At 70.8% G+C, this 23,534-nt stretch carries 17 protein-coding genes (1 of these 17 cut by a window edge); 9 read left to right on the top strand and 8 right to left on the bottom strand.

The window, feature by feature from the left end:
- Window positions 1–54: 54 nt before the first annotated feature.
- On the bottom strand, window positions 55–591 hold the full coding sequence (locus Q2K21_RS22375) for a hypothetical protein (protein WP_310781164.1): 537 nt from the start codon (window positions 589–591) through the stop codon (window positions 55–57).
- 424 nt (window positions 592–1,015) lie between these two features.
- Here Q2K21_RS22375 and Q2K21_RS22370 point away from each other — a divergent pair, with 424 nt between their 5' ends.
- From Q2K21_RS22370 to Q2K21_RS22350, 5 genes are all read left to right on the top strand, one after another.
- The gene (locus Q2K21_RS22370; protein WP_310773900.1) at window positions 1,016–3,808 is read left to right on the top strand and encodes a nitrate- and nitrite sensing domain-containing protein; all 2,793 of its coding nucleotides are present in this window, start codon (window positions 1,016–1,018) and stop codon (window positions 3,806–3,808) included.
- Window positions 3,805–4,245 carry a roadblock/LC7 domain-containing protein gene (locus Q2K21_RS22365; RefSeq protein WP_310773897.1) on the top strand — a complete coding sequence of 147 codons (441 nt, stop codon included), beginning with the start codon at window positions 3,805–3,807 and terminating at the stop codon, window positions 4,243–4,245. Before Q2K21_RS22370 ends, Q2K21_RS22365 begins: the two co-directional genes overlap by 4 nt.
- Window positions 4,246–4,254: 9 nt before the next feature.
- Window positions 4,255–4,650 carry a DUF742 domain-containing protein gene (locus tag Q2K21_RS22360; RefSeq protein ID WP_310773894.1) on the top strand — a complete coding sequence of 132 codons (396 nt, stop codon included), beginning with the start codon at window positions 4,255–4,257 and terminating at the stop codon, window positions 4,648–4,650.
- Window positions 4,651–4,881: 231 nt separating this feature from the next.
- Window positions 4,882–8,499: a hydantoinase B/oxoprolinase family protein gene (locus Q2K21_RS22355; RefSeq protein ID WP_310773891.1), complete on the top strand. Its 3,618-nt coding sequence runs from the start codon at window positions 4,882–4,884 to the stop codon at window positions 8,497–8,499.
- Window positions 8,480–9,085: a GTP-binding protein gene (locus tag Q2K21_RS22350; protein WP_310773889.1), complete on the top strand. Its 606-nt coding sequence runs from the start codon at window positions 8,480–8,482 to the stop codon at window positions 9,083–9,085. Before Q2K21_RS22355 ends, Q2K21_RS22350 begins: the two co-directional genes overlap by 20 nt.
- A gap of 110 nt (window positions 9,086–9,195) precedes the next feature.
- Here the strand turns inward: Q2K21_RS22350 and glpK are convergent, their stop codons facing one another.
- From glpK to Q2K21_RS22325, 5 genes are all read right to left on the bottom strand, one after another.
- Window positions 9,196–10,713, bottom strand: a complete 1,518-nt coding sequence (glpK, locus tag Q2K21_RS22345; RefSeq protein WP_310773886.1) for a glycerol kinase GlpK — start codon at window positions 10,711–10,713, stop codon at window positions 9,196–9,198.
- Between the two features lie 21 nt (window positions 10,714–10,734).
- Window positions 10,735–11,493 carry an MIP/aquaporin family protein gene (locus Q2K21_RS22340; RefSeq protein WP_310773884.1) on the bottom strand — a complete coding sequence of 253 codons (759 nt, stop codon included), beginning with the start codon at window positions 11,491–11,493 and terminating at the stop codon, window positions 10,735–10,737.
- A 460-nt stretch (window positions 11,494–11,953) separates the two neighbouring features.
- Entirely contained in the window at window positions 11,954–13,594 is a 1,641-nt protein-coding gene (locus tag Q2K21_RS22335) for a GGDEF domain-containing protein (RefSeq protein WP_310773880.1), read from the bottom strand.
- 187 nt (window positions 13,595–13,781) lie between these two features.
- Window positions 13,782–14,972, bottom strand: a complete 1,191-nt coding sequence (locus Q2K21_RS22330; protein ID WP_310773877.1) for a lipid-transfer protein — start codon at window positions 14,970–14,972, stop codon at window positions 13,782–13,784.
- Window positions 14,969–15,415, bottom strand: a complete 447-nt coding sequence (locus tag Q2K21_RS22325) for a Zn-ribbon domain-containing OB-fold protein (RefSeq protein WP_310773874.1) — start codon at window positions 15,413–15,415, stop codon at window positions 14,969–14,971. Before Q2K21_RS22325 ends, Q2K21_RS22330 begins: the two co-directional genes overlap by 4 nt.
- Before the next feature lie 239 nt (window positions 15,416–15,654).
- On the opposite strand from Q2K21_RS22325, the gene Q2K21_RS22320 reads away from it, so the two are divergent.
- Together Q2K21_RS22320 and Q2K21_RS22315 are read left to right on the top strand one after the other, a co-directional pair.
- Entirely contained in the window at window positions 15,655–16,464 is an 810-nt protein-coding gene (locus tag Q2K21_RS22320; RefSeq protein ID WP_310773871.1) for a M15 family metallopeptidase, read from the top strand.
- A 46-nt stretch (window positions 16,465–16,510) separates the two neighbouring features.
- Window positions 16,511–17,047, top strand: a complete 537-nt coding sequence (locus Q2K21_RS22315; RefSeq protein ID WP_310773867.1) for an NUDIX domain-containing protein — start codon at window positions 16,511–16,513, stop codon at window positions 17,045–17,047.
- A gap of 108 nt (window positions 17,048–17,155) precedes the next feature.
- On the opposite strand, the gene Q2K21_RS22310 is transcribed toward Q2K21_RS22315, so the two are convergent.
- Window positions 17,156–19,522: a glycoside hydrolase family 31 protein gene (locus Q2K21_RS22310; protein ID WP_310773865.1), complete on the bottom strand. Its 2,367-nt coding sequence runs from the start codon at window positions 19,520–19,522 to the stop codon at window positions 17,156–17,158.
- A gap of 213 nt (window positions 19,523–19,735) precedes the next feature.
- On the opposite strand from Q2K21_RS22310, the gene Q2K21_RS22305 reads away from it, so the two are divergent.
- On the top strand, window positions 19,736–21,703 hold the full coding sequence (locus Q2K21_RS22305) for an acetoacetate--CoA ligase (protein ID WP_310773861.1): 1,968 nt from the start codon (window positions 19,736–19,738) through the stop codon (window positions 21,701–21,703).
- 135 nt (window positions 21,704–21,838) lie between these two features.
- Window positions 21,839–22,732: a hypothetical protein gene (locus Q2K21_RS22300; protein ID WP_310773858.1), complete on the top strand. Its 894-nt coding sequence runs from the start codon at window positions 21,839–21,841 to the stop codon at window positions 22,730–22,732.
- 159 nt (window positions 22,733–22,891) lie between these two features.
- On the opposite strand, the gene ptsP is transcribed toward Q2K21_RS22300, so the two are convergent.
- A protein-coding gene (gene ptsP, locus Q2K21_RS22295; RefSeq protein WP_310773855.1) for a phosphoenolpyruvate--protein phosphotransferase crosses the window boundary here: on the bottom strand, window positions 22,892–23,534 show its 3' portion. It continues 1,028 nt past the right edge of the window; only the last 643 of its 1,671 coding nucleotides appear in the window; its start codon lies beyond the right edge, outside the window; the stop codon is at window positions 22,892–22,894.

The raw sequence follows: 23,534 nt of genomic DNA, 5'->3' as shown, positions 1-23,534 counted from the left end.
GTCACGCCGCCACCAGGTGGCGGCGGGGGCGCACCCTTGTCCCCGCACACGCGATCACGGGTGCGACAGCTGCCCGGTCCCGCCCTGCCTGCGTATCCGCGCCTGTGCCCGCTCGGCGGTCCGAGCCTGACGGCGAGTCAGGCGGCGCTCCCGGCGCAGTGCCCGGGCCGTGCTGCTCGGGGCCGACACCACGCCATTGCGCTGGTTCCACACCTGGCGCGTCACCCAGACGTCCAGCACGCCCCACGTCGCGACCACTGTGCTGGCGACGCTGCTCAGCACCATGGGGAACGCCAGCCAGGAGCCGGCCAGCGTGCACAGGAAGGCGATCACCGCCTGGATCAGTGTCACCGCGATGATGAGCACCGCCCGCACGGCCGCCGTACGCACCGGGTCCGGCAGCCGCCGCCGACGCGCCGGCTCCTCGGTCCACAACGGCCGGTACTGCGGCGCCCGAAACCGCTGCTCAGCTGTCGTGGTGTGCCGCCGGCCCGCCGTAGAACCGCGCTCCGGTGCCTGTGGGCTCCGTCGCGTCCCCATGGGCGTCGCCGTGCCCGCCCCCGGCGCCTCCCGCCGCTCCGCCGTGCCCATCATCTCGTCACTCCCCACCGCCCGCAGACCGCTCGTCCCGGTGTCATCGGACCCCGGCTCCCCAGTGGCTGCCCGGCTTGCGCTGTTTTACGCCGCCTGAGCGCGGCACGCGGCACCTGTGGCCCGAATCCGCCCCCGATTCCCGTACAGGAAGACGATCGACGTTGCGTGAAGATTCCCGATGAAGGAAAAATTCCGGCCAAGTCGCCCGGGTTCCTGGTCGAATGACCTCCTGCGCCGCATGCGCGTTCCAGGGCGGCAATCTCCCGCAATGGCGGGACAACTACCCATGTCCTGTTCGCTGTCCGTGGGTGGTGCGCCCGGGTCGGTCCTTCGAGATACCTGTGTGTCAGTAGTAGGCTCACGCCGTTTGTTGACGCACATGTGTACCCCCGGGCCGGAGGGGGGCGAGCTGGGGGAGGCCATGCGCTTTCGCGGGAAGTCCATCCGCCGGAAGATCGTGGCGCTGCTCCTCGTGCCGCTGTTGTCCCTGACGGCCATCTGGGCCTTCGCCACCGTACTCACCGGCCGTGCGGCCCAGTCGCTGTTCAACGTCTCGTCCGTCGTGGAAAAGGTCGGTTACCCCACCGAGGACACCGTCCGCGTCCTGCAACGGGAGCGCCGCCAGACCCTCGTCTACCTCGCCGACCCGCGCGCTTCCGACGCCCTCGCCGCGCTGCGCCGCAGCCGTGAGGCCACCGACCAGGTCGTCTCGAAGCTCCGCCGCAACAGCAAGGACGAGGACCTCCACGACGACATGGGGCAGGGCGCCACCGAGCGCCTCACCTCGATCATGGACGCCCTCGACAGCCTCAAGTCGCTGCGCCGCAGCGTCGAGGACGGCACCGTCAACCGCTCCCAGGTCCTCGACCTCTACAACCGGCTGATCGACCCCTGCTTCACGCTCCTGGCCAACCTTCAGGCCCTCGACAATGTGGAGATGGACAAACAGGGACGGGCCCTCGTCGGCGTCTCCCGCGCCCGCGAGCTGCTCTCCCGCGAGGACTCCCTCCTGAGCTCCGCGCTCGTCGCCGGCCGGATCACCCGAGACGACATCCACGCCGTCTCCGACCTCGTCGCCCAGCGCGCCGTGATGTACGACGTCAGCCTGGCGCTGCTGCCCGGCTCGGAGAGCGAACGCTTCCAGCACTACTGGAAGAACGCCGACACCGCCCCCCTGCGCGTGGCTGAGCAGACCGTCATCAATGCCACTCCCGGCACCCCGCGCGGTGTGACCGCCAAGAGCTGGGACGAGGTCGCCGGCCAAGTGCTCGACCGGCTCGACAAAATGAGCACCCAGGCGGGCGACCGCTACCAGGACCGCGTCCGCCCCCTCGCCGTCGACGTCATCGTCAAGGCGGCCGTCGCGGGCGTCCTGGGCCTGGTCGCCCTGCTGGTCTCGCTCATCATGTCCGTACGCATCGGCCGCGCCCTCATCCGCGATCTGCGCCGGCTGCGCCTGGAGGCCCATGAGGCATCCGGGGTGCGGCTGCCCAGCGTGATGCGCCGTCTCTCGGCGGGGGAACAGATCGACGTCGAGACCGAGGCGCCGCGCCTGGAGTACGACAAGAACGAGATCGGTGAGGTCGGACAGGCACTCAACACCCTCCAGCGCGCCGCCGTCGAGGCCGCCGTCAAACAGGCCGAACTCCGCGCCGGGGTCGCCGAGGTCTTCGTCAACCTCGCCCGCCGCAGCCAGGTCCTGCTGCACAAGCAGCTGACCCTGCTCGACACCATGGAGCGCCGGACCGAGGACACCGACGAACTCGCCGACCTCTTCCGTCTCGACCACCTCACCACGCGCATGCGCCGCCACGCCGAGGGCCTGGTCATCCTGTCCGGAGCCGCTCCCTCCCGGCAGTGGCGCAAGCCCATCCAGCTCATGGACGTGGTGCGCGCCGCCGTCGCCGAGGTCGAGGACTACGAGCGCATCGAGGTGCGCAGACTGCCCCGCGTCGCCGTCACCGGGCCCGCGGTGGCCGACCTCACCCACCTGGTGGCCGAGCTCCTGGAGAACGCCACGGTGTTCTCGCCGCCGCACACCGCCGTGCAGGTCCTTGGCGAACGTGTCGCCAACGGCTTCACGCTGGAGATCCACGACCGTGGCCTCGGCATGGCGGCGGAGGCGCTCCTGGAGGCCAACCTGAGGCTCGCGGAGACCCCCGAGTTCGAGCTCTCCGACACCGACCGGCTCGGCCTCTTCGTGGTCAGCCGGCTCGCCCAGCGGCAGAACGTCCGCGTCTCCCTCCAGCCGTCCCCGTACGGCGGCACCACGGCCGTCGTCTTCATCCCCGACACGCTGCTCACCGACGACGTCCCGGACACCAACGGGATCGGCTTCCGTCTCGACCGCGCGATGCCCGACAAGAAATCCCGGACCGGGGAGGACCGCACGTCGGCACTGTCCCAGGTGCCGGTGAAGCTGCCCGGCCTACCGGTGTCGATCCTGGACGGGCCGGTCGAACTGGAGGCACCGGTCGACCTGGACGCACTCGACGACTTCCCGGGCGCCCTCGGCGACGAGGACAGCGAACGCGGGGGACTGTTCCGGCCGCGCCGCTCCCTCGCGGACGCCCCGGGGGAGCAGCACCAGCAGGCACGCGACAGACGGCGCGAACCGGCTTTCCCCGGGGACACCGACCACCCGGGCGGCCCGGTCCCGCTGCCGCGCCGCCAGACCCCCAAGCTCGTCAGCTCGCACGGCCGCCCCGTGCGGGAAGCCGGGCCACGGGGCGAGGCAGCCGACGAGGAACCGCATCCGATCGACCGGGGCATGACGGGGCTTCAGGAGGACAAGACGCCTTTCGGCCGCCCAGGGGAACTCACCGGAGGCGCCACGCGTTTGCATGGTGACCGTCCCGAGGCCCCCGCCCTGCCTCAGCGGCGCCGCACCCGGCCCCCGGCCGGCCCGGACGGGACCACTCCGCGCCGGGACGCGGCGGCCGGACCGGCAGAATCGGGCGCGGCCGCGCTGCCCCGCCGTATCCGGCAGGCCAGCCTGGCCCCGCAGTTGAAGGAAGACCCGGACCGGCGCGCCGAACGGGAGCGGTCCCGCGCCGCGCACCGGGCAGGTCTCGCCGAGCGCGACGCCGACGAGGTCCGCAGCCGCTTTGCCTCGCTCCAGCGGGGCTGGCAGCGCGGCCGCGAGGAGAACGCCGCGGGCGACGAGGCCCGGGACGGCTCAGCAAGAGGAACGACAAAGGGGGACGGTCGATGACCGCACCGAAGGCCGCAGGATCCATCGTGAGCAGCAAGGCGTCGGGAGAGCTGAACTGGCTCCTGGACGACCTGGTGGAGCGCGTCGCCAGCATCCGCAAGGCGCTCGTGCTCTCCAGCGACGGCCTGCCCACAGGGGTCTCCAAGGAGCTGAGCCGGGAGGACAGCGAGCACCTGGCCGCGGTCGCCTCCGGATTCCACAGCCTCGCCAAGGGCGTCGGCCGGCACTTCGACGCGGGCGGCGTCCGCCAGACCATCGTCGAACTCGACGAGGCCTTCCTGTTCGTCACGGCCGCCGGCGACGGCAGTTGCCTCGCCGTCCTGGCGGACGCCGAATCCGATGTCGGGCAGGTCGCGTACGAGATGACGCTGCTGGTCAAGCGGGTCGGCGTACATCTGGGGTCCGCTCCGCGCACCGATCTGCCCGCGGGCGGGTAGTGGGATGGCATGAGCGGAGACGGTCAGGGAAGCAGCCACTGGTTCGACGACGAGGCCGGACCGGTGGTCCGTCCGTACGCCATGACGCGAGGCCGCACCACCCATGCGTTCCAGCACCGCCTCGACCTGATCGCGGTGGTCGTCACGGAAGCGGACGTGGACGACCCGGAGGCGGACCCGTCGCTGTCCCCGGAGCACGTGGGCATCGTCGAGCTGTGCCGTGACACCCCCCAGTCGGTCGCCGAACTCGCCGCAGAACTCGATCTGCCCGTCGGCGTGGTGCGCGTCCTCGTCGGCGACCTCGTGGACGAGGAACTGGTGCATGTGTCGCGTCCCGTGCCGCCCGCCGAGCTGGTGGACGAGAGCATCCTGCGCGACGTCATCAGCGGCCTGCGGGCCCTGTGAGGGGTGGTTCGACCGACGGCCCTCCGCGAGCGCCGCGAGGCGTTCGCGGAGGAGCCGGACCGGAGGTCCGGGGCACCCTCGTGCACGAGCGGGCAACGCCGAACCCGCCCGCGCGCGGACCGGCGCCGAGACGTCCCTCCCGTTATGATCTGACCGATCGTCGACGACCAACCGCAGCGGGCCGAGCACCCTGCGGACACGGTTCCGAGCAGCGCGATCGGAGAGACGGACGTGACCACGGGCTGGCAGTTCTGGGTCGACCGCGGCGGCACCTTCACCGACATCGTCGCGCGCCGCCCCGACGGCCGCCTGCTCACGCACAAGCTGCTGTCGGACAACCCCCACCGGTACGCCGACGCGGCCGTCGCGGGCGTACGCGAACTCCTCGACGACGCGGGTCCCATCGACGCCGTCCGCATGGGCACCACCGTCGCCACCAACGCCCTCCTCGAACGCAAGGGTGAGCGCACCCTCCTGGTCGTCACCCGTGGCTTCCGCGACGCCCTGCGCATCGCCTACCAGAACCGCCCGAGCATCTTCGCCCGTGCCATCGAACTGCCCGAGCTGCTGTACGAGCGGGTCGTCGAGGTCGACGAACGCGTCGCCGCCGACGGCACCGTGCTGCGCGCCCCCGATCTGGAGGCACTGGCCGGGCCGCTGCACGAGGCGTACGACGACGGGATCCGCGCGCTCGCCGTGGTCTGCATGCACAGCCATCTCCACCCCGCCCACGAGTGCGCCATCGGCGAGCTGGCCGCCCGCACCGGCTTCCCGCAGATCTCGCTCTCCAGCGAGGTCAGCCCTCTGATGAAACTGGTCCCGCGCGGCGACACCGCCGTCGTCGACGCCTACCTCTCGCCCGTCCTGCGCCGCTACGTCCAGCACATCGCCGACGAACTCGAAGGCGTACGGCTGATGTTCATGCAGTCCAACGGCGGGCTCGCCGAGGCCGGACAGTTCCGCGGCAAGGACGCCATCCTGTCCGGGCCCGCGGGCGGCATCGTCGGCATGGCCCGGATGTCGCAGCTCGCCGGCTTCGACCGCGTCATCGGCTTCGACATGGGCGGCACCTCCACGGATGTCTCGCACTTCACCGGTGAGTACGAACGCGTCTTCACCACCCTGATCGCCGGAGTCCGGCTGCGGGCGCCCATGCTCGACATCCACACGGTCGCGGCGGGCGGCGGCTCGATCCTCCACTTCGACGGGTCCCGCTACCGCGTAGGGCCGGACTCGGCGGGCGCGGACCCGGGGCCCGCCTGCTACCGGGGCGGCGGCCCGCTTGCCGTCACCGATGCCAACGTGATGCTCGGCCGCATCCAACCCGCGCACTTCCCCAGGGTGTTCGGCCCGGACGGCGACCAGCCCCTGGACGACGCGCTCGTCCACGAGCGGTTCGCCGCGCTCGCGGACCAGATCCGCGAGCGGACGGGCGACGACCGCACCCCCGAACAGGTCGCCGAGGGCTACCTGCAGATCGCCGTCGCCAACATCGCCAACGCCGTCAAGCGGATCTCGGTCCAGAAGGGCCACGACGTCACCCGCTACGCGCTCACCACCTTCGGTGGAGCAGGCGGTCAGCACGCGTGCATGGTGGCGGACTCCCTGGGCATCCGCACCGTCCTCGTACCACCCATGGCCGGTGTGCTCTCCGCGCTCGGCATCGGGCTCGCCGACACCACGGCCATGCGTGAACAGTCCGTCGAGGCACCCCTGGATCCCACCTCGATGCCCGGCGTCCGCAAGACCGCCGACGACCTGGAGAGCGCCGCCCGCGGCGAACTCCTCGCGGAGGACGTGCCCGAGGACCGCATCCGCGTCACCCGCCGGGCCCAGCTGCGCTACGACGGCACCGACACCACCCTCACCGTCGAGCTGACCGAGCCCGACACGATGAGGCACTCCTTCGAAGAACGTCATCGCGCCACGTACTCCTTCACGCTCGACCGCCCGATCGTCGTCGAAGCCCTCTCCGTGGAAGCCACCGGCATCACCCAACCCCCCGATCTCTCCGCCCTCGCCCCGTACGAAGGCCGCTCCGCCGCCCCCGAGACCGTCCGCCTCCACACGGGCGGCGCCTGGCGCGACGTACCTCTCCACCGCCGGGAGCACCTGCCCCCCGGCGAAAGCGTCACCGGCCCCGCGATCATCACGGAGGCCAGTGCGACGACCGTCGTCGACGACGGCTGGCGGGCCGCGGCGACCGACGACGGGCATCTGGTCATGGAACGCGTGGCGATTACGGAGAGTTCCGACCTCGACACAAAAGCCGACCCGGTTCTGCTGGAGGTCTTCAACAACCTGTTCATGTCCATCGCCGAACAGATGGGCGCCCGGCTGGAGTCCACCGCCCAGTCCGTCAACATCAAGGAACGCCTCGACTTCTCCTGCGCCCTCTTCGACCCCGAGGGCAACCTGGTCGCCAACGCCCCCCATATCCCCGTGCACCTGGGCTCCATGGGCACCAGCGTCAAAGAGGTCATCCGGCGGCGCGCCGACAGCATGCGCCCCGGCGACACCTACGCGGTCAACGACCCGTACCACGGCGGCACCCATCTGCCCGACGTCACCGTCATCACCCCGGTCTTCGACACGGAGGGTGAGCGGATCCTCTTCTACGTCGCCTCCCGCGGTCACCACGCGGAGATCGGCGGCATCGCGCCCGGGTCCATGCCCGCGCACAGCCGGACCATCGAGGAAGAGGGGGTCCTGTTCGACAACTGGCTGCTGGCCGAGAACGGCCGCTTCCGCGAGGAGGAGACATTCCGTCTGCTCGCCGAGGCGCCTTACCCGTCGCGCAACCCGAAGACCAACCTCGCCGACCTGCGCGCCCAGATCGCCGCCAACCGGAAGGGCGTCGACGAAGTCGGCCACATGATCGAGAACTTCGGGCTCGACGTCGTCCAGGCATATATGAAGCACGTCCAGGACAATGCGGAGGAAGCGGTCCGCCGCGTCATCGACGCCCTCGACGACGGCGAGTACGCCTACGAGACCGACTCCGGCGCCGTCATCCGCGTCCGTGTGCGCGTGGACCGGGAGAACCGTCGCGCGACCGTCGACTTCACCGGCACGTCCCCGCAGCTGGCCACCAATTTCAACGCTCCCTTCTCCGTCGTCAACGCCGCCGTCCTGTATGTCTTCCGCACTCTCGTCGCCGACGACATCCCCCTCAACGACGGCTGTCTGCGTCCCCTCGACATCGTCGTGCCGCCCGGCTCCATGCTCGCGCCGGAGCCGCCGGCCGCCGTCGTCGCCGGAAACGTCGAGACATCACAGGCCATCACCGGCGCCCTGTACGCGGCTCTCGGTGTGCAGGCCGAGGGCTCCGGCACCATGAACAACGTCAGCTTCGGCAACGACCGGTACCAGTACTACGAGACCGTGGCCTCCGGCTCCGGCGCGGGTGACGGCTTCCCGGGTGCGCCCGTCGTGCAGACGCACATGACCAACTCGCGCCTGACCGACCCCGAAGTCCTCGAATGGCGTCTGCCGGTCCTGCTCGACGAGTTCGCGGTACGGTACGGCAGCGGAGGTGCCGGCCGTTGGCGCGGCGGGGACGGCGCCGTGCGCCGTATTCGCTTCCAGGAGCCCATGACCGTCTCCACGCTCTCCCAGCACCGGAGGGTCCCGCCCTACGGTATGGCGGGCGGCGAGCCCGGGGCGCTCGGCGCCAACCGCGTGGAGCGCGCGGACGGGACCGTGCTGCATCTCGAGGGCAGTGATTCGGCAGATGTCGGACCCGGCGACGTACTGCTCGTCGAAACCCCCGGCGGCGGAGGCTACGGACCGCCGCCGACCGATTCCCATCAAGCAGGAGAAGAGAACGATGATCTTCGGGCGCAGTGAGCGCGGCAAGCCTCCGGTCGAGCCCGTCACCCTCAAGATCCTCGTGGCCGGCGGTTTCGGCGTGGGCAAGACGACGCTCGTCGGCGCGGTCAGCGAAATCAGGCCGCTGCGCACCGAGGAGGTACTCACCGAGGCGGGCCTGCCGGTGGACGACACCAGTGGGGTGGAGGGCAAGCACACCACCACCGTCGCCATGGACTTCGGGCGCATCTCCGTCCGCGAGGACCTGGTGCTGTACCTCTTCGGGACACCCGGCCAGGACCGCTTCTGGTTCCTGTGGGACGAACTGGCCTCCGGCGCCCTGGGCGCTGTCGTCCTCGCGGACACCCGTCGCCTGGAGGACTGCTTCGCCGCGGTCGACTACTTCGAGCGACGCTTCATCCCGTTCGTCATCGCCGTCAACTGCTTCGAGGGCGCGGCCCGGTACCCCGCTGATGCCGTGCGGCGGGCTCTCGACCTCGACGACGGCGTGCCGGTCGTCCTCTGTGACGCCCGCGAGCGCGAGTCGGCCAAGAAGGTGCTGATCGAGGTCGTCCGGCACGCCATGGCGCACGCGGCCGACCGCCGGGAGAGCGTCACCACCTGATCCCGTGGAGGCGCACGTGCGGCTCGTACCCCCGCCGACCGGGGTACGAGCCGCAGCCGTGCACGCGCCCGTGCCTCACACGGGGCACACGCGCGCGTGGAGCGCGTTTCTCACACTCCGTCCTCATGCCAGCCGAAGCTCTTCTCCACGGCCTTGCGCCAGTTGAGGTATTCGCGGTCGCGCACCGAAGCCTCCATGGCGGGAGTCCACTCGACGTCCTTCTGCCAGTGCGACTTCAGCTCGTCGAGGTCGTTCCAGACCCCGGTGGCGAGGCCGGCCGCGTACGCGGCACCCAGGCAGGTCGTCTCGGAGACCTGAGGACGGATCACGGGCACGCCGAGCACGTCCGCCTGGTGCTGCATGAGCAGGTTGTTCTTCGTCATGCCGCCGTCGACCTTCAGGGTGGTGATCTGTACCCCGGAGTCCTGGTACATGGCGTCCACGACCTCGCGCGTCTGCCAGCTCGTGGCCTCCAGCACCGCCCGCGCGAGGTGCGCCTTCGTGACGTACCGGGTCAGCCCGGTGATCGCGCCGCGCGCGTCGGAGCGCCAGTACGGCGCGAACAGGCCCGAGAACGCCGGGACGACGTACGCCCCGCCGTTGTCCTCGACACTCGCCGCCAGCGGCTCGATCTCGTCCGCGGTACGGATGATGCCGAGCTGGTCGCGGAACCACTGCACCAGCGCGCCGGTGATCGCGATCGACCCCTCCAGGCAGTAGACCGGCGCCTCGTCACCGATCTTGTAGCCCATGGTCGTCAGCAGCCCGTTCTTCGACGGGACCGGCCGGTTCCCGGTGTTGAGCAGCAGGAAGCTGCCCGTACCGTAGGTGTTCTTCGCGGTGCCCACGTCGTAGCAGGCCTGTCCGAACACTGCGGCCTGCTGGTCGCCCAGCGCCGATGCCACGGGGACGCCTGCGAGTTGGCCCACGGCGGTCCCGTACACCTCGGAGGACGACCTGATTTCCGGCAGGACGGCCTCCGGGACGTTCATGGCGGACAGGATCGAGGAGTCCCACTGGAGGGTGTCCAGGTTCATCAGCATCGTGCGTCCGGCGTTGGTGACGTCGGTGACGTGCCGTCCGCCGTCCGTGCCGCCGGTCAGGTTCCAGATCAGCCAGGAGTCGATGGTGCCGAAGGCGATCTCGCCGTGCTCGGCGCGGGCCCTGAGGCCGGGCACGTTGTCGAGCAGCCAGGCCGCCTTGGGTCCGGAGAAGTAGCTCGCGAGCGGCAGCCCCGTCTGCTCGCGGAAGCGATCCTGCCCGTCGGAGCCGCCGAGCTCGTTGCACAGTGCGGCCGTCCGGGTGTCCTGCCAGACGATCGCGTTGTGCACGGGCTTGCCCGTGGCGCGGTCCCACAGCACCGTCGTCTCGCGCTGGTTGGTGATGCCGAGCGCGCTGAGCTGGTCGGCGCGCAGCCCGGCCTTGGCGATCGCACCCGCGACCACCGCCTGCACCTTGGACCAGATCTCCGTGGCGTCGTGCTCCACCCAGCCGGGCTTGGGGAAGATCTGGCGGTGTTCGCGCTGGTCGACGGCGACAATGGCGCCGCCGTGGTCGAAGATGATGCAGCGGCTGGACGTGGTGCCCTGGTCGATCGCGGCGACGTACTTCTGGGCGTTGTCCGTCATGACGTCCCCTTCGTCAAAGGGTCAGAAGGCTGCTTTGTACACAAGCGCTGACAGCGCCCCGCCGATCAGCGGTCCCACCACTGGTATCCAGGCGTAACCCCAGTCCGAGGTCCCCTTGTTGGGAATGGGTAGCAGGGCGTGGGTGATGCGTGGGCCCAGGTCACGGGCCGGGTTGATCGCGTATCCGGTGGGCCCGCCGAGGGAGAGGCCGATGCCCACGACGAGCAGGGCGACGAGCAGGATTCCGATACCCGACCCGTACGCCGTCGTACCCGGGATCGGGCCGATGCCGGTGCCGAGGTTCTTGCCGAAGAACAGGATGGGCAGCACCAGGCCGACGGTCGCGATGATCTCGGTGATCAGGTTGGCGACCGGATTGCGGATCTCCGGGGCGGTGGAGAAGATCCCGAGCGTGGGCAGGGCCTTGTCCTCCTCGGCGTTGGCCTGGAACTGCGCGAAGTAGAGCAGCCAGGTCAGGACGGCACCGAGGATCGCGCCCGCCATCTGGCCCAGCAGGTAGTACGGGACGTCGCCCCACTTGGTGATGTCGGCGATGGCGAGGCCGATGGTCACCGCGGGGTTGAGGTGCCCGCCGGACTTCGGGGCGGCGGTGTACGCGCCCGCCAGGACGCCGAAGCCCCAGCCGAAGGCGATGACGATCCAGCCCGCGCCCTTGGCCTTGGAGTAGTTGAGGGTGACGGCGGCGCAGACACCGGCGCCGAACAGGATGAGTATGGCCGTTCCGATCAACTCGCCGACGAAGATGCTTCCATGGGTCATGGCGGCTCCTAGGCCCTCGCCCGGGGCGGTCCCGCCCCGTGTCCGTCCTCCGTGCAGGGTGCGTTTCCCTTGGCGACTTCAGCCGAAGGCAGGGAAGATCCCGCGCCCCACCCGGCGTCCGTGACGAGCGTGCCTGTCCAGTGGAATCGCCCGTGGGGGACGGCCCGACCTGCTGGCGTGGGCCGGAGGGGCGCGCCATCTGAATACGCCCGAATACGGCGATGCCGACTGACATCCGGAAGTTTTCCCCTGCGCCCAGAGAGCGTCAAGGTCGGGGACGACAACGGTTGGGACGGGCTGTGAAGGCGCCACTGATCGGGTGCCGCTGCCGGGCCCAGGAGGACTTGGCCTCGCTGCGGCTCGGGTGGCGGGCCGGCTGCCGCTTCCCAGCCGCGGCGGATCTCGGCGCGGGACGGGCTCGGGTGCCCGGGCGGCTCCCTGACGAACCAGCGCGCGGATCTCAGCCCCGCACCGGCCCGCCCGCCTGGGCCGGTGCCGCCGCGGAGCCGCGACGGATCTCATGGCCCGGCAGCCCCGCCCGGCCCAGCACCCAACTCGCCCCGGTCAGCGCCTTCGCGGCCTGCTTGAGGGGCGCGAGGCAAGCGGCCGCCTGCCGGTGGTCCGCCACGCTTCCCGGTGCGCACAGGATCGTGGCCAGGGACAGCGTGACGGTGCGCCCGCCGGCCGACCAGGGCGCGTCCAGCACCGAGGTGGCCAGCGGATCGAGGCCGTCCGGATCCGCCAGCACCAGGAAGTCGTCCCCGCCGATGTGCCCCACACGCATGCTGCCGGACGCGGCGCCCTGCAACGCCCGTCCCACCGCCCGGATCAGCTCGTCGCCCGCCGCGAACCCCGCCCCGTCGTTGACCTGCTTGAAGTGGTCGACGTCCAGCCAGCTCAGCGCGAACATCCGCCCGTCCGCGATCCGTCGGTCCACCTCACCGGTGATCGCGTCCGAGCCGGGCAGCCGCGTCAGCGGATTGAGTCCCGCCGCCTCCTCGACCCGGCTCTCGGCCAGCGCCCGTACGAGATCCGCGAGCCGTACGATCCCCACGCACCGCCTGTCGCGGTCGACCACCGCCACGTCGTCGGAGGCGCGGTCCTGCCGGCCGTCCGCCACCACGTCGAGCACCTCCCAGGCGGTGGCGTCGATTCCGACCGTACGCGGCGGGTCACCGAGCTTCCAGGCCGGCCGGTCGGCGTACAGCGCATGCCCGTAGCGTCCCGACAGCGACAGCAGGAACCGTGAGCGATGCACCGAACGGACCGGCACCCCGGCCGGGTCCACCAGCAGCACTCCGGACACCTCGGGCGACCCGGTGAGCAGCGCCCGTACCTGCCCGGCCGAGGCCGTGGCGGGCAGCAGTGCGCCGGGCCGTACGAACTGCCGCACCGACGGCCCGGTGCGCGGCGTCGCCACCACGGAAGGGGGCGGCGTCGGAACGTATACGTCCACCACGGGCAGCCGGGACGGCGGCGCGAACAGGTCGCCCTGCGCCAACTGCGCCCCCGCCACCCGCGCGGCGGCGCACTGCGACTCGGTCTCCACACCCTCGACGGACAGCAGCGCGCCCAACTGCTCGCACAGCGTCCGCATGGCCCGCACCGCGGACGGCCGTGTCAGCAGGGACACGTCGAGCTTCATCAGGTCCGGCGCCAGGTCCGTGAGCAGCCGCAGCGGTACGTCGCCGTCGCCGACGCCATCCGCGCAGACCCGGAAGCCCTCGCCGCGCAGTACGGCGACGGCTTCCAGCAGCGCCTGATGCGGCACGTGCGTGTACGGCGGGCCGACGTCGACGGTCACCTCCCACGGCAGCCGCCCCGCCGAGCGCACGGCATCCCGCAGCGCGGCGAGCCCTCCGAGATCGGCGAGGGTCGCGGCGAACACGTTGACGTGAAGGGGCAGCAGGGTCTCTTTCCGAGCCGCCGCACGGACTGCCAACGCCGCCACGTTCCCGTCGAGTTCGGGATCTCGGCGGGCCTGCGCGAGGACGTCGCCGGTCTCCGGACGAGCGAGTATCTCCAGCGCCGCGACCCCTCCGGTCGTCAGATTGACCACCGGCTGGAAGGCGAAGCGGAGAGTATCCGTCCAGGAGGGCACGGGAGCATGATGACGCCGCCGGCGCACGCCGAGGCGCAGTTCATGAGCTGTTCACACAGGATTCCCGGCCGATCACGGAGCGTGCCGATGGCGGTCGCGGGGCGGGAGGCGACCGCCGTCCGGAGGCCGAGGCGGCCTGCTCGGCCGGGCCGGCGACTGGGCCGCACAGGGGCTGCGCGGTGCCGGATCATCGCACCGCGATCACAGCGGAACCATGCCCGAACAGCCCTTGGTTCGCGGAGATGCCCACCCGCGCCCCCGCCACCTGCCGGTCACCGGCGGCTCCGCGCAACTGCCAGGCCAGCTCGCACACCTGGGCGATCGCCTGCGCCGGAACGGCCTCTCCGAAGGACGCCAGTCCACCGCTGGCATTGACGGGTATGCGCCCACCGGGCGAAGTGGCTCCTTCCCGCAGCAGCTTCGCCGCCTCGCCCGCCCCGCACAGCCCCAGATCCTCGTACCACTGCAACTCCAGGGCGGTGGACAGGTCGTAGACCTCGGCGAGCGAGAGGTCCTCGGGCCCGATACCCGCCTCCTCGTACGCGGTGCGCGCGATCGACGCACGGAACGTCTCGTCGGCCGGCTCCACCGCGACCGCCGAGTCCGTTGCGATGTCGGGCAGGTCGAGCACGGTGTTGGGATAGCGCGGCGTCACCGTGGACAGCGCCCGGATCCGCACCGGCTCCGCCGCCCCGTGCCGTCGTGCGAACTCCATGCTCGACAGGACGAGTGCAGCCCCGCCGTCCGAGGTCGCGCAGATGTCGAGCAGCCGCAGCGGATCGGCCACGACCGCGGAGGCGGCCACCTCCTCGGCGGTGACCCGCTTGCGGTAGCGGGCGTTCGGATTCAGCGCCCCCAAGGCCGCGTTCTTCACCTTGACCTGGGCGAAGTCGTCGACGGTATCTCCGTGGACGGCCATTCGCCGGCGCGCGTACAGCCCGAAGTACGCCGGATTCGTCGCCCCAAGGACCCGGAACCGCAGCCAGTCCGGATCGTCGGGTCGGTCGCCGCCCGCCGGTCGGAAGAACCCCTTGGGTGCCGAGTCCGCCCCGACCACGAGCACCACGTCCGCGAGTCCCGAAAGGATCTGAGTCCGCGCCGCGTTGACCGCCTGGGCCCCCGACGCGCACGCCGCGTACACACTCGCGACCCGTGCCCCCTGCCAGCCGAGCGCCCTGGCGAACGTCGCCCCCGCCACGTACCCCGGATAGCCGCCCCGCACCGTGTCCGCGCCCACGATCGAGCCGACGTCCCGCCAGTCGACCCCCGCGTCGGCGAGCGCCGCGCGCGCCGCCACCGTGCCGTATTCGACAAAGCTGCGTCCCCATTTGCCCCAGGGGTGCATGCCCGCGCCGAGCACCGCCACGTCGTCCGTCATACCGCCACCCCCGTCGGCCGCCAGTGCCATGTCGTCCAGGTCGTCTCCGCGTCCTCGTTCAGCACGCCGGGGACGACCTCCACCTCCATGCCCACCACCAGATCGGCGACGGTCACCCCCGGAACCGCCTGCCCGAGCACCACGAGCCGCTCTGCTTCCAGTTCCACCGCGATCAACGCGTAGGGCTCCCACGGAAGTTCCGGATTCGTCACATAGGGTGATGGTGGCTGGTATCGGGTATCCGTGTACGACCAGATTCGCCCTCGTTTGGAAAGTTGCACTTCGGTGAGCGAGTCGCCCCCGCACCCGGGGTTGCGGCAGAACGCGTCCTCGCGCGGGAAGAACACCGAGCCGCACGCCGAACACCGCGTGCCGAGGAGGTGGAAGTCGTCCCCTTCGCCGGCGAACCATCCGGCCACCGCAGGTGTGCGGGTATGTGACACGGTCCCTCCCCAAGGTAAACCGATGCATCTGACGGATCGTCAGAAGTGTGCCACGGGGCCCGGAAGATGGGCAGGCGTCGTAGCGAATCCGCGCCGGCCGTCCCGGCCCGGAGCGTCGGGGCGTTGGGGCGTTGGGGCAAGAATCAGCGTGGGTGGTTCCCGTCATCCCCCGTCCCCCGAACGGGCGCGGAGCGTGTCGCCTTCCCCGCGCGGCCCAACGCCTGATAAATGCAACGGACATGACACGTTTTTCTGTCGCGGTACGAGGCCTCGTCACCGCGTTCGCCGCACTCCTGGCCGTCGCGTCCACCTCGGCCACCGCCCAGGCGACTGCGCAACCCAAGGCGCCCGCGGACTTCGTGGCACTGAGCTCCGTGGACCCGACGATCCTCCAGGAGATCCGGTACTTCACCCCGCACAACTTCGTCGGCGAGCGCATCGACGGCTACCGACAGCCCCTGTGCATCCTCACCCGCCCGGCTGCCGAAGCCCTCCACAAGGCCCAGATGAAGCTGCTGAGCGAGGGCTACACGCTCAAGGTGTACGACTGTTACCGGCCGCAGCGCGCCGTCGACCACTTCGTGCGCTGGGCGAAGGACCTCGACGACCAGAGGATGAAGGCGGAGTTCTATCCGCAGGTCGACAAGACCCGCCTGTTCGCGGACGGTTACATCGCGGAGAAGTCCGGACACAGCCGGGGCTCCACCATGGACCTGACGATCGTGCGGCTGCCGGCCAGGCCGACCCGGCCGTACGCCCCGGGCGAGCCGCTCGTGCCGTGCTACGCGCCCGAGGGTGAGCGCTTCCCGGACAACTCCGTCGACATGGGGACGGGCTACGACTGCTTCGACACCCTCGCCCACACCGACGACCCCCGGATCGTCGGTGAGCAGCGTGCCAACCGTCAGCTCCTGAAGAGCACTCTGGAGAACCTCGGATTCGTCAACCTGGCCGAGGAGTGGTGGCACTACACCTACAAGCCGGAGTCGTACCCGGACACCTATTTCGACTTCCCGGTGTCCCTGCATTCGCTCACGTCCTCCGCCTGAGCGCCTCCGGAAGACGCCCTCCAGGTAATCGGATACAGTCCGCCACGTGTCCGATTCCCCGTTCCCATCCGCCGACGTCGTGCCGGACTCCCACTGTTCGAGCTGCGGAACGTCCTACGGAGAGGGCATCTCCGGCTGGCCGCGCACCTGCGCCGCCTGCGGCACGGTGGCCTACCGCAATCCGCTGCCCGTCGCGGTGGCCCTCCAGCCCGTCTACGACACCAAGGGAACCGCCCTGGTCGTCATCACCAGAGCCATCCCTCCCGCGCGCGGCGGCACCGCACTGCCCGGAGGCTTCATCGATCACCGGGAGGACTGGCGGCACGCCGTCGTCCGTGAGCTCAAGGAAGAGACCGGCATCGACGCGGCCAGCCGCGACGTGCGGCTCGTCGACGCGATGAGCTCGCCCGACGGTCATCTGCTGCTGTTCGGGCTCCTCCCCGAGCGCCCGGCCGCCGACCTGCCGCCGTCGGCCGGAACGGTCGAGACGGAGGGCTGGCAGTTGCTGCGCCGGCCGACCGAACTCGCCTTCCCCCTGCACACGCTCGTCGTACAGGGATGGTTCGAGGGCCGGTACGTGTGAGCCACGGGCGGGACGGCGTCTGCGCCCGTCCCGCCCGAATCATGCCGGGACCCTCCGTGCGTACCGCCCTCATCACACGCGGGGCACCCCTCCCGCGTACCGCCCGAATCACCTGCGGTCGAGGCCCCGTATGCGTACCGGATACAAGGGCTCGCTCCGGCCGTCGTCCCCGTCCCGCCGGACGACCACCCGCTTGCCCTTCCACCGCGTGACATACCGCTCGATCTCCGGCTCGTCCCAGCCGTCACCCGCGTCCGGCACCACCAGCCCGCCCCCGGACCGCCCCCGCGCGGGCGCCCACGCCTCCAGCTCCAGACCACCGTCCTCACCCAGCACGGGCAGGACGGCGCCCGCGCGTGCGAGCACCGGAATCCGCGCCAACGGAGCGTCGATCAGCACCTGGCCGGGCCCCTGGTACGCCTCCTCGGTCGCCGTGTCGTACCAGCGCCCCCGCGGCAGCAGCACCGCCCGCCGGTCCGCGCCGGGATCCAGCACCGGTGCCACCAGGAGGCTGTCGCCGAGCAGGAAGGCGTCCTCGCAGTCCCTCAGCGCCCGGTCCTCGGGTGTGCCCCACCACAAGGGCCGTACATAGGGCGCTCCCGTGCGTCGTGCCAGATGCGCCAGAGTGACGAAGTACGGCAGCAGCCGACGCCGTTCGGCGAGCGCCACGCGCGCGTGCTCGAGCACGTCGTCGCCGAACTCCCAGGGCTCCCGGCGCCCCGCCCGCAGACTCGCATGTGTACGGAACAACGGCAGGTACGAGGCCAGCTGGAACCAGCGCAGGTACAGCTCCGGCGACGGACTCCCGTCGAAGCCGCCCACGTCCGGCCCGGAGTACGGCACCCCGCACAGCCCCAGCCCCATCACCAGTGACAGCGACGCGCGCAATCCGGGCCAGCCCGTGGCCACGTCTCCCGACCAGGTCCCCCCGTAGCGCTGCATTCCGGCCCACCCCGAACGCGAGAAGAGGAACGGCCTCTCCTCAGGGGCGAGTTCACGCAGACCCTCGTACGCGGCCCGCGCCATGCACAGCGCGTACACGTTGTGGGCCTCCCTGTGGTCACCGCCATGGCCTTCCAGCGCGTGCCGGGCCGAGCGGGGCAGGGTGTTCTCCCCGAAGGCGGTGAACGACACGGGTTCGTTCATGTCGTGCCAGAAACCCGCGAAGCCCTGAGCGAGACGCTCCTCGTACAGCCCGCCCCACCACTGTCGTACGCGCGCGTGAGTGAAGTCCGGATAGACCGCCTTCCCGGGCCACACGACCCCTTCGACGACACGCCCCGACGCATCCCGTACGAACGCGTCTTCGGCATTCCCGCTGTCGTATACGGTGTCGCCCGGCTGGGCCTTGACCGCGGGGTCGACAATGGACACCAGGCGGATCCCGTCCCGGCGCAGTTCCTCGGCGAGCACCGGAAGCTTCGGAAAACGATCCTGGTCCACCGTGAACACCCGGTGGCCGTCGTAGTGGTCGATGTCCAGGTGGACGGCGTCGAGCGGAAGACCGCGCTCCTGGTATCCGGCAACGATCCGTCGCACCTCCTGCTCGGTGCCGAACCCCCACCGCGCGTGATGGTGCCCCAGCGCCCACGCCGGAGGAAGGGCGGGCGCACCGGTCAGCGACGCCCAGACGAGCAGTACGCGCGCGGGGGTACCCACCATCACCCAGCAACGCAGCGGTCCGCCGTCCAACCGCACCTCGCAGGTGCCGGCCCGGTCGTGACCCGAGCCCGCGCCCTCCCCGCCCTCGCGCAACGTCACCGTGCCGTCCCACGAGCTGTCGTAAAACGCGAGATGCGTGGCCGCGTCGGCGACCACCATCTGCACCGGCATGGTGATGTACAGCGGGTCGTCGCCCGGGACGAAGGGCTCCCCGGGGTCCGTGTTCCACAGCCGATACGTTCCGTCGCGCAACCGCGGACCCGTGGCCCGCCCGCCGAGCCCGAAGAACCGCGCGTCCGGCATCACCTCGGACCGCTGCATCCACCGCGCACCGCCCCCGTCCGCCGGCTCCCACCACCGGGGCGGAAGATCCCGGCGCAGGGTCACGCCACCGGGGGTACACACCTCGATGGCGCCGTGCCGTGACACGACGACCGTGACGCGCTCCGCCACGACCCGCCAGCCGCCGTCCTTGTCCGGCTCCAGCACGGCCCGCGGATCCGGCTCAGGGCTGCCGCCGGCGAGCGCGTACGACGGCTCGGGACCGGCCCCGTCCCAGCCCCAGAACACCGCCCCGTTCACAGCGACCATGATTCGCAGCTCGGACCGGGCGAACCGCACGACGCCGCCGCCGGGCCCGGGCTCCGCACCCTCCACGGGACCGGGCACCCGCGCCCGCTCCGCACCCCGCCGCGGCAACCCGGTCGCGTCGGTACGCCTCCTGCGCCACGCGGCTCGCACTGTGCGCAAACCCAGTGCCGCACCCCCCGAGCCGACCGCCTTCACCGAACGCACCAGGTCACGACCGTCCATACTGCTCACCCTGCCATTGACATCCCCGTACAGGGGCGCCGTTCAACTGTCGTTCACCCGTGGCAAGAGCACATCTTCACGATGACGACTATGTGGGGCGCACCCTGGTGCAGAAGTCGATCACATGGCATCGTCCGTGTCAGCCGCGTAACGCGCACACCCCTGCTCGTGCGCGACCCACGCACACGACGCGCACAGTCCGGGAGCCGCCCCATGACCTCAGCGAACCCCACGCCACTCTGGCAGCCCGACGCCGAGCGCATCGCCCGGGCACAGATCACCAGGTTCCAGGCCTGGGCGGCCGAACGCCATGGAGCCCCCGCCGAGGGCGGCTACGCGGCGCTTCACCGATGGTCCGTGGACGAGCTGGAAACCTTCTGGAAGGCCGTCACGGAGTGGTTCGACGTACGGTTCTCCACGCCCTACGCGCGCGTGCTCGGCAGCCGCTCCATGCCGGGCGCCGAGTGGTTCCCCGGGGCGACCCTGAACTACGCCGAACACGCTCTGCGTGCCGTGACCACCCGTGCCGACGAGCCGGCCCTCCTGGCCGTCGACGAGACCCACCAGCCCCGCCCGGTCACCTGGGCCGAACTGCGTCGTCAGGTCGGCTCCCTCGCCGCCGAGCTGCGCGCCCTCGGTGTGCGCCCCGGTGACCGGGTCAGCGGCTACCTTCCGAACGTCCCGCAGGCCGTCGTCGCCCTCCTCGCCACGGCCGCCGTCGGCGGGGTGTGGACCTCCTGCGCACCCGACTTCGGAGCCCGCAGCGTCCTGGACCGCTTCCAGCAGGTGGAGCCCGTCGTCCTGTTCGCGGTCGACGGCTACCGCTACGGCGGAAAGGAGCACGACCGCCGTGACATCGTCGCCGAACTGCGCCGCGAACTGCCCACCCTGCGCGCCGTCGTCCACATCCCGCTGCTCGGCACCGACGCCCCCGAAGGCGCCCTGGAGTGGTCGGCCCTGACCTCGGCGGACGTCGAGCCGCTCTTCGAACAGGTCCCGTTCGACCACCCGCTGTGGGTGCTGTACTCCTCGGGCACGACCGGCCTGCCCAAGGCCATCGTCCAGTCCCAGGGCGGCATCCTGATCGAGCACCTCAAGCAGCTCGGCCTGCACTGCGACCTCGGCCCCCAGGACCGCCTCTTCTGGTACACGTCCACCGGCTGGATGATGTGGAACTTCCTCGTCTCGGGCCTCCTGACGGGTACCACGGTCGTCCTGTACGACGGCAGCCCCGGCTATCCCGACATGGGCGCTCAGTGGCGGGTCGCCGAACGCACCGGGGCCACTGTTTACGGCACGTCCGCGGCGTACGTCATGGCCTGCCGCAAGGCCGGCGTGCACCCGGCGCGCGACTACGACCTCGCCCGCGTGCAGTGCGTGGCCACGACCGGCTCGCCCCTGCCCCCGGACGGCTTCAGCTGGCTCCACGACGAGGTCCGCGACGACCTGTGGATCGCCTCCGTAAGCGGCGGCACGGACGTTTGCTCCTGCTTCGCGGGAGCCGTGCCGACCGTCCCGGTGTACATCGGCGAACTCCAGGCGCCCGGCCTCGGCACCGACCTGCAGTCCTGGGACTCCAGCGGCGAACCCGTGATCGACGAGGTCGGCGAGCTGGTCGTCACCAACCCGATGCCCTCGATGCCGATCCACTTCTGGAACGACCCCGACGGCAGCCGATACCACGACAGCTACTTCGACATGTATCCCGGAGCATGGCGCCACGGCGACTGGATCACGGTCACCTCCCGAGGCTCCGTGATCATCCACGGCCGGTCCGACTCCACGCTCAACCGCCAGGGCGTCCGCATGGGTTCGGCCGACATCTACGAAGCCGTCGAGCGCCTTCCCGAGATCAAGGAGTCCCTCGTCATCGGCATCGAGCAGCCCGACGGCGGCTACTGGATGCCCCTCTTCGTCCATCTGGCCCCAGGCGCCGTACTCGACGACACACTGCTGAACCACATCAAGCAGACCATCCGCGAACAGCTCTCACCGCGCCACGTCCCCGACGAGATCATCGAGGTCCCGGGTATCCCGCACACCCTCACGGGCAAGCGCATCGAGGTCCCGGTCAAGCGGCTCCTCCAGGGCACCCCCCTGGAGAAGGCCGTCAACCCCAGTTCCATCGACGACCTCGACCTGCTGCACTTCTACGAGGACCTGGCCCGCAAGCGCGCCTGAACACCCCGCAGCAGAGCCACAGAACCGCAGCGGCCCGGGACCCGCCCCGCACAGGCGAAGCCCCGGGCCGGCAGGCGCTGTCAGTGCCACCAGTTACTGTGAGTGAGCATTGATCGACTGTACGCAGGGGGAAACATGCGGCACACCGAGCACCAGACCATGCGACGCGTCCTGCGCCGCGAAATCGCGGGCACCATCGGCCTGTTGACCGACGACCACGACTTCACCGCGATGCGGCGCTACCGCACCTTCAGCTTCGACGACCACACGGCCTACCTGCAGCAGGTGGAAACCCTGCTCAGGACCCTCGCCGCCCAGGGCCGCCACACCACGGTCGCCCTCTTCGACCCGCAGGAGTACGCGGAGTTCTGCGCCGACAGCGGCCTGGAACCCGACGCCCCGTCCAGCCGCACCCGCTTCACAGCGGAACTGGCCGCAACGGGACCGACCGTCCCGTACGAGGGGCAGCCCTTGGCCGAACTCGTTCCGGACCTGGTCGACGAAGCCGTACGACACGCCACCTGGCAGTACGCGACCACAGTGCTGGCCCACCTCGGCGACTGCGCCGCCTGCGGTGAGGACATCGGACGCGCCGCCTTCGCCCACGCCTCCCGTCTCCTCACCCGCATCCTCGACACCGCGAGTCCCGGCCACCGCCACCTCGTGTGCAGTGTCACGGCAGCACCCGAGACACTCGTCGCGGTACTCCACGCCGACGCGGACCCCGACGGCACGACGAGCCTCGACGAGACCGAGGCGCTCGAGTTCACCACGGTCCTCGCCCTGGGCATCGCCACCCACGGTGTCGGCGGACTCGTCATGCGCACCACCGCACCCGACACGAGCGACCGCGTCTACGGATGGCGCCTGCGCGGCGAACGACTGGAACCGCTCACCGCCGGAGAGGTATTCGACGCCTACTGCACCGACGTCGAGTCCGGTGACCTGGTCTCCCCGGAATCCGGCGTCGACTACTGCGCACCACCCGACCTCGGGGACGACGGCCCCCCGACGGGCCACACCCATTGAACCGACCCATGGGAGCCGCTGATGAACACGGGACCCGCTGATGAACACGGGACCCGCAGCCACTGAGCAGCCGCAGGGCGTCTGAACGAGCAAGGGGCGCCCCACCCACAGGTGGAGCGCCCCTCACCGCTCGACGGTCGAATCGGCGACGCGTCCCGGCTACTCGCCGGACAGTACCGTCTGAGCCGCGGTGCGCGCCTCGTCGGCAGAGTCGGCGGCGCGCGCGGCCGCCGCGGCACGCTCGCACTGCGCCAGCGTGTACTTCGCCAACGTCGCCCGGACATAAGGAATCGACGCCGCGCCCATGGACAGGGAGGTGACACCCAGACCGGTCAGCACACACGCCAGCAGCGGGTCCGACGCGGCCTCACCACAGACACCACAGCTCTTGCCCTCGGCCTTCGCCGCCTCGGCGGACAGCGCGACCAGGTCGAGCAGCGCGGGCTGCCACGGGTCCTGCAGACGCGACACCGCACCCACCTGACGGTCGGCGGCGAACGTGTACTGCGCGAGATCGTTGGTCCCCAGCGACAGGAACTCGACCTCCTGCAGAATCGAGCGCGCCCGCAGCGCGGCCGACGGAATCTCCACCATGGCACCGAACTTCGCCTGAAGCCCGGCCTCGCGGCACGCGTCCGCGAACGCCTTCGCATCGGCGCGGTCGGCGACCATCGGGGCCATGACCTCGAGGTAGACCGGAAGCCCCTCCGCGGCCTTCGCGAGCGCGGTCAGCTGCGTGCGCAGCACATCGGGGTGGTCGAGCAGCGTCCGCAGACCGCGCACGCCCAGCGCAGGGTTCGGC

It is taken from the genome of Streptomyces sp. CGMCC 4.7035, from assembly GCF_031583065.1.
GTDB lineage: Bacteria > Actinomycetota > Actinomycetes > Streptomycetales > Streptomycetaceae > Streptomyces > Streptomyces yaanensis.
This window is presented reverse-complemented; position numbering and strand designations above follow the sequence as displayed.

Coding starts and splice junctions, on each gene's coding strand:
- Q2K21_RS22360 (WP_310773894.1), top strand. CDS start 4,255: ATGAGCGGAGACGGTCAGGGAAGCAGCCACTGGTTCGACGACGAGGCC.
- Q2K21_RS22300 (WP_310773858.1), top strand. CDS start 21,839: ATGCGGCACACCGAGCACCAGACCATGCGACGCGTCCTGCGCCGCGAA.
- Q2K21_RS22310 (WP_310773865.1), bottom strand. CDS start 19,522: ATGGACGGTCGTGACCTGGTGCGTTCGGTGAAGGCGGTCGGCTCGGGG.
- Q2K21_RS22370 (WP_310773900.1), top strand. CDS start 1,016: ATGCGCTTTCGCGGGAAGTCCATCCGCCGGAAGATCGTGGCGCTGCTC.
- Q2K21_RS22365 (WP_310773897.1), top strand. CDS start 3,805: ATGACCGCACCGAAGGCCGCAGGATCCATCGTGAGCAGCAAGGCGTCG.
- Q2K21_RS22340 (WP_310773884.1), bottom strand. CDS start 11,493: ATGACCCATGGAAGCATCTTCGTCGGCGAGTTGATCGGAACGGCCATA.
- glpK (WP_310773886.1), bottom strand. CDS start 10,713: ATGACGGACAACGCCCAGAAGTACGTCGCCGCGATCGACCAGGGCACC.
- Q2K21_RS22350 (WP_310773889.1), top strand. CDS start 8,480: ATGATCTTCGGGCGCAGTGAGCGCGGCAAGCCTCCGGTCGAGCCCGTC.
- Q2K21_RS22320 (WP_310773871.1), top strand. CDS start 15,655: ATGACACGTTTTTCTGTCGCGGTACGAGGCCTCGTCACCGCGTTCGCC.
- Q2K21_RS22305 (WP_310773861.1), top strand. CDS start 19,736: ATGACCTCAGCGAACCCCACGCCACTCTGGCAGCCCGACGCCGAGCGC.
- Q2K21_RS22330 (WP_310773877.1), bottom strand. CDS start 14,972: ATGACGGACGACGTGGCGGTGCTCGGCGCGGGCATGCACCCCTGGGGC.
- Q2K21_RS22375 (WP_310781164.1), bottom strand. CDS start 591: ATGGGCACGGCGGAGCGGCGGGAGGCGCCGGGGGCGGGCACGGCGACG.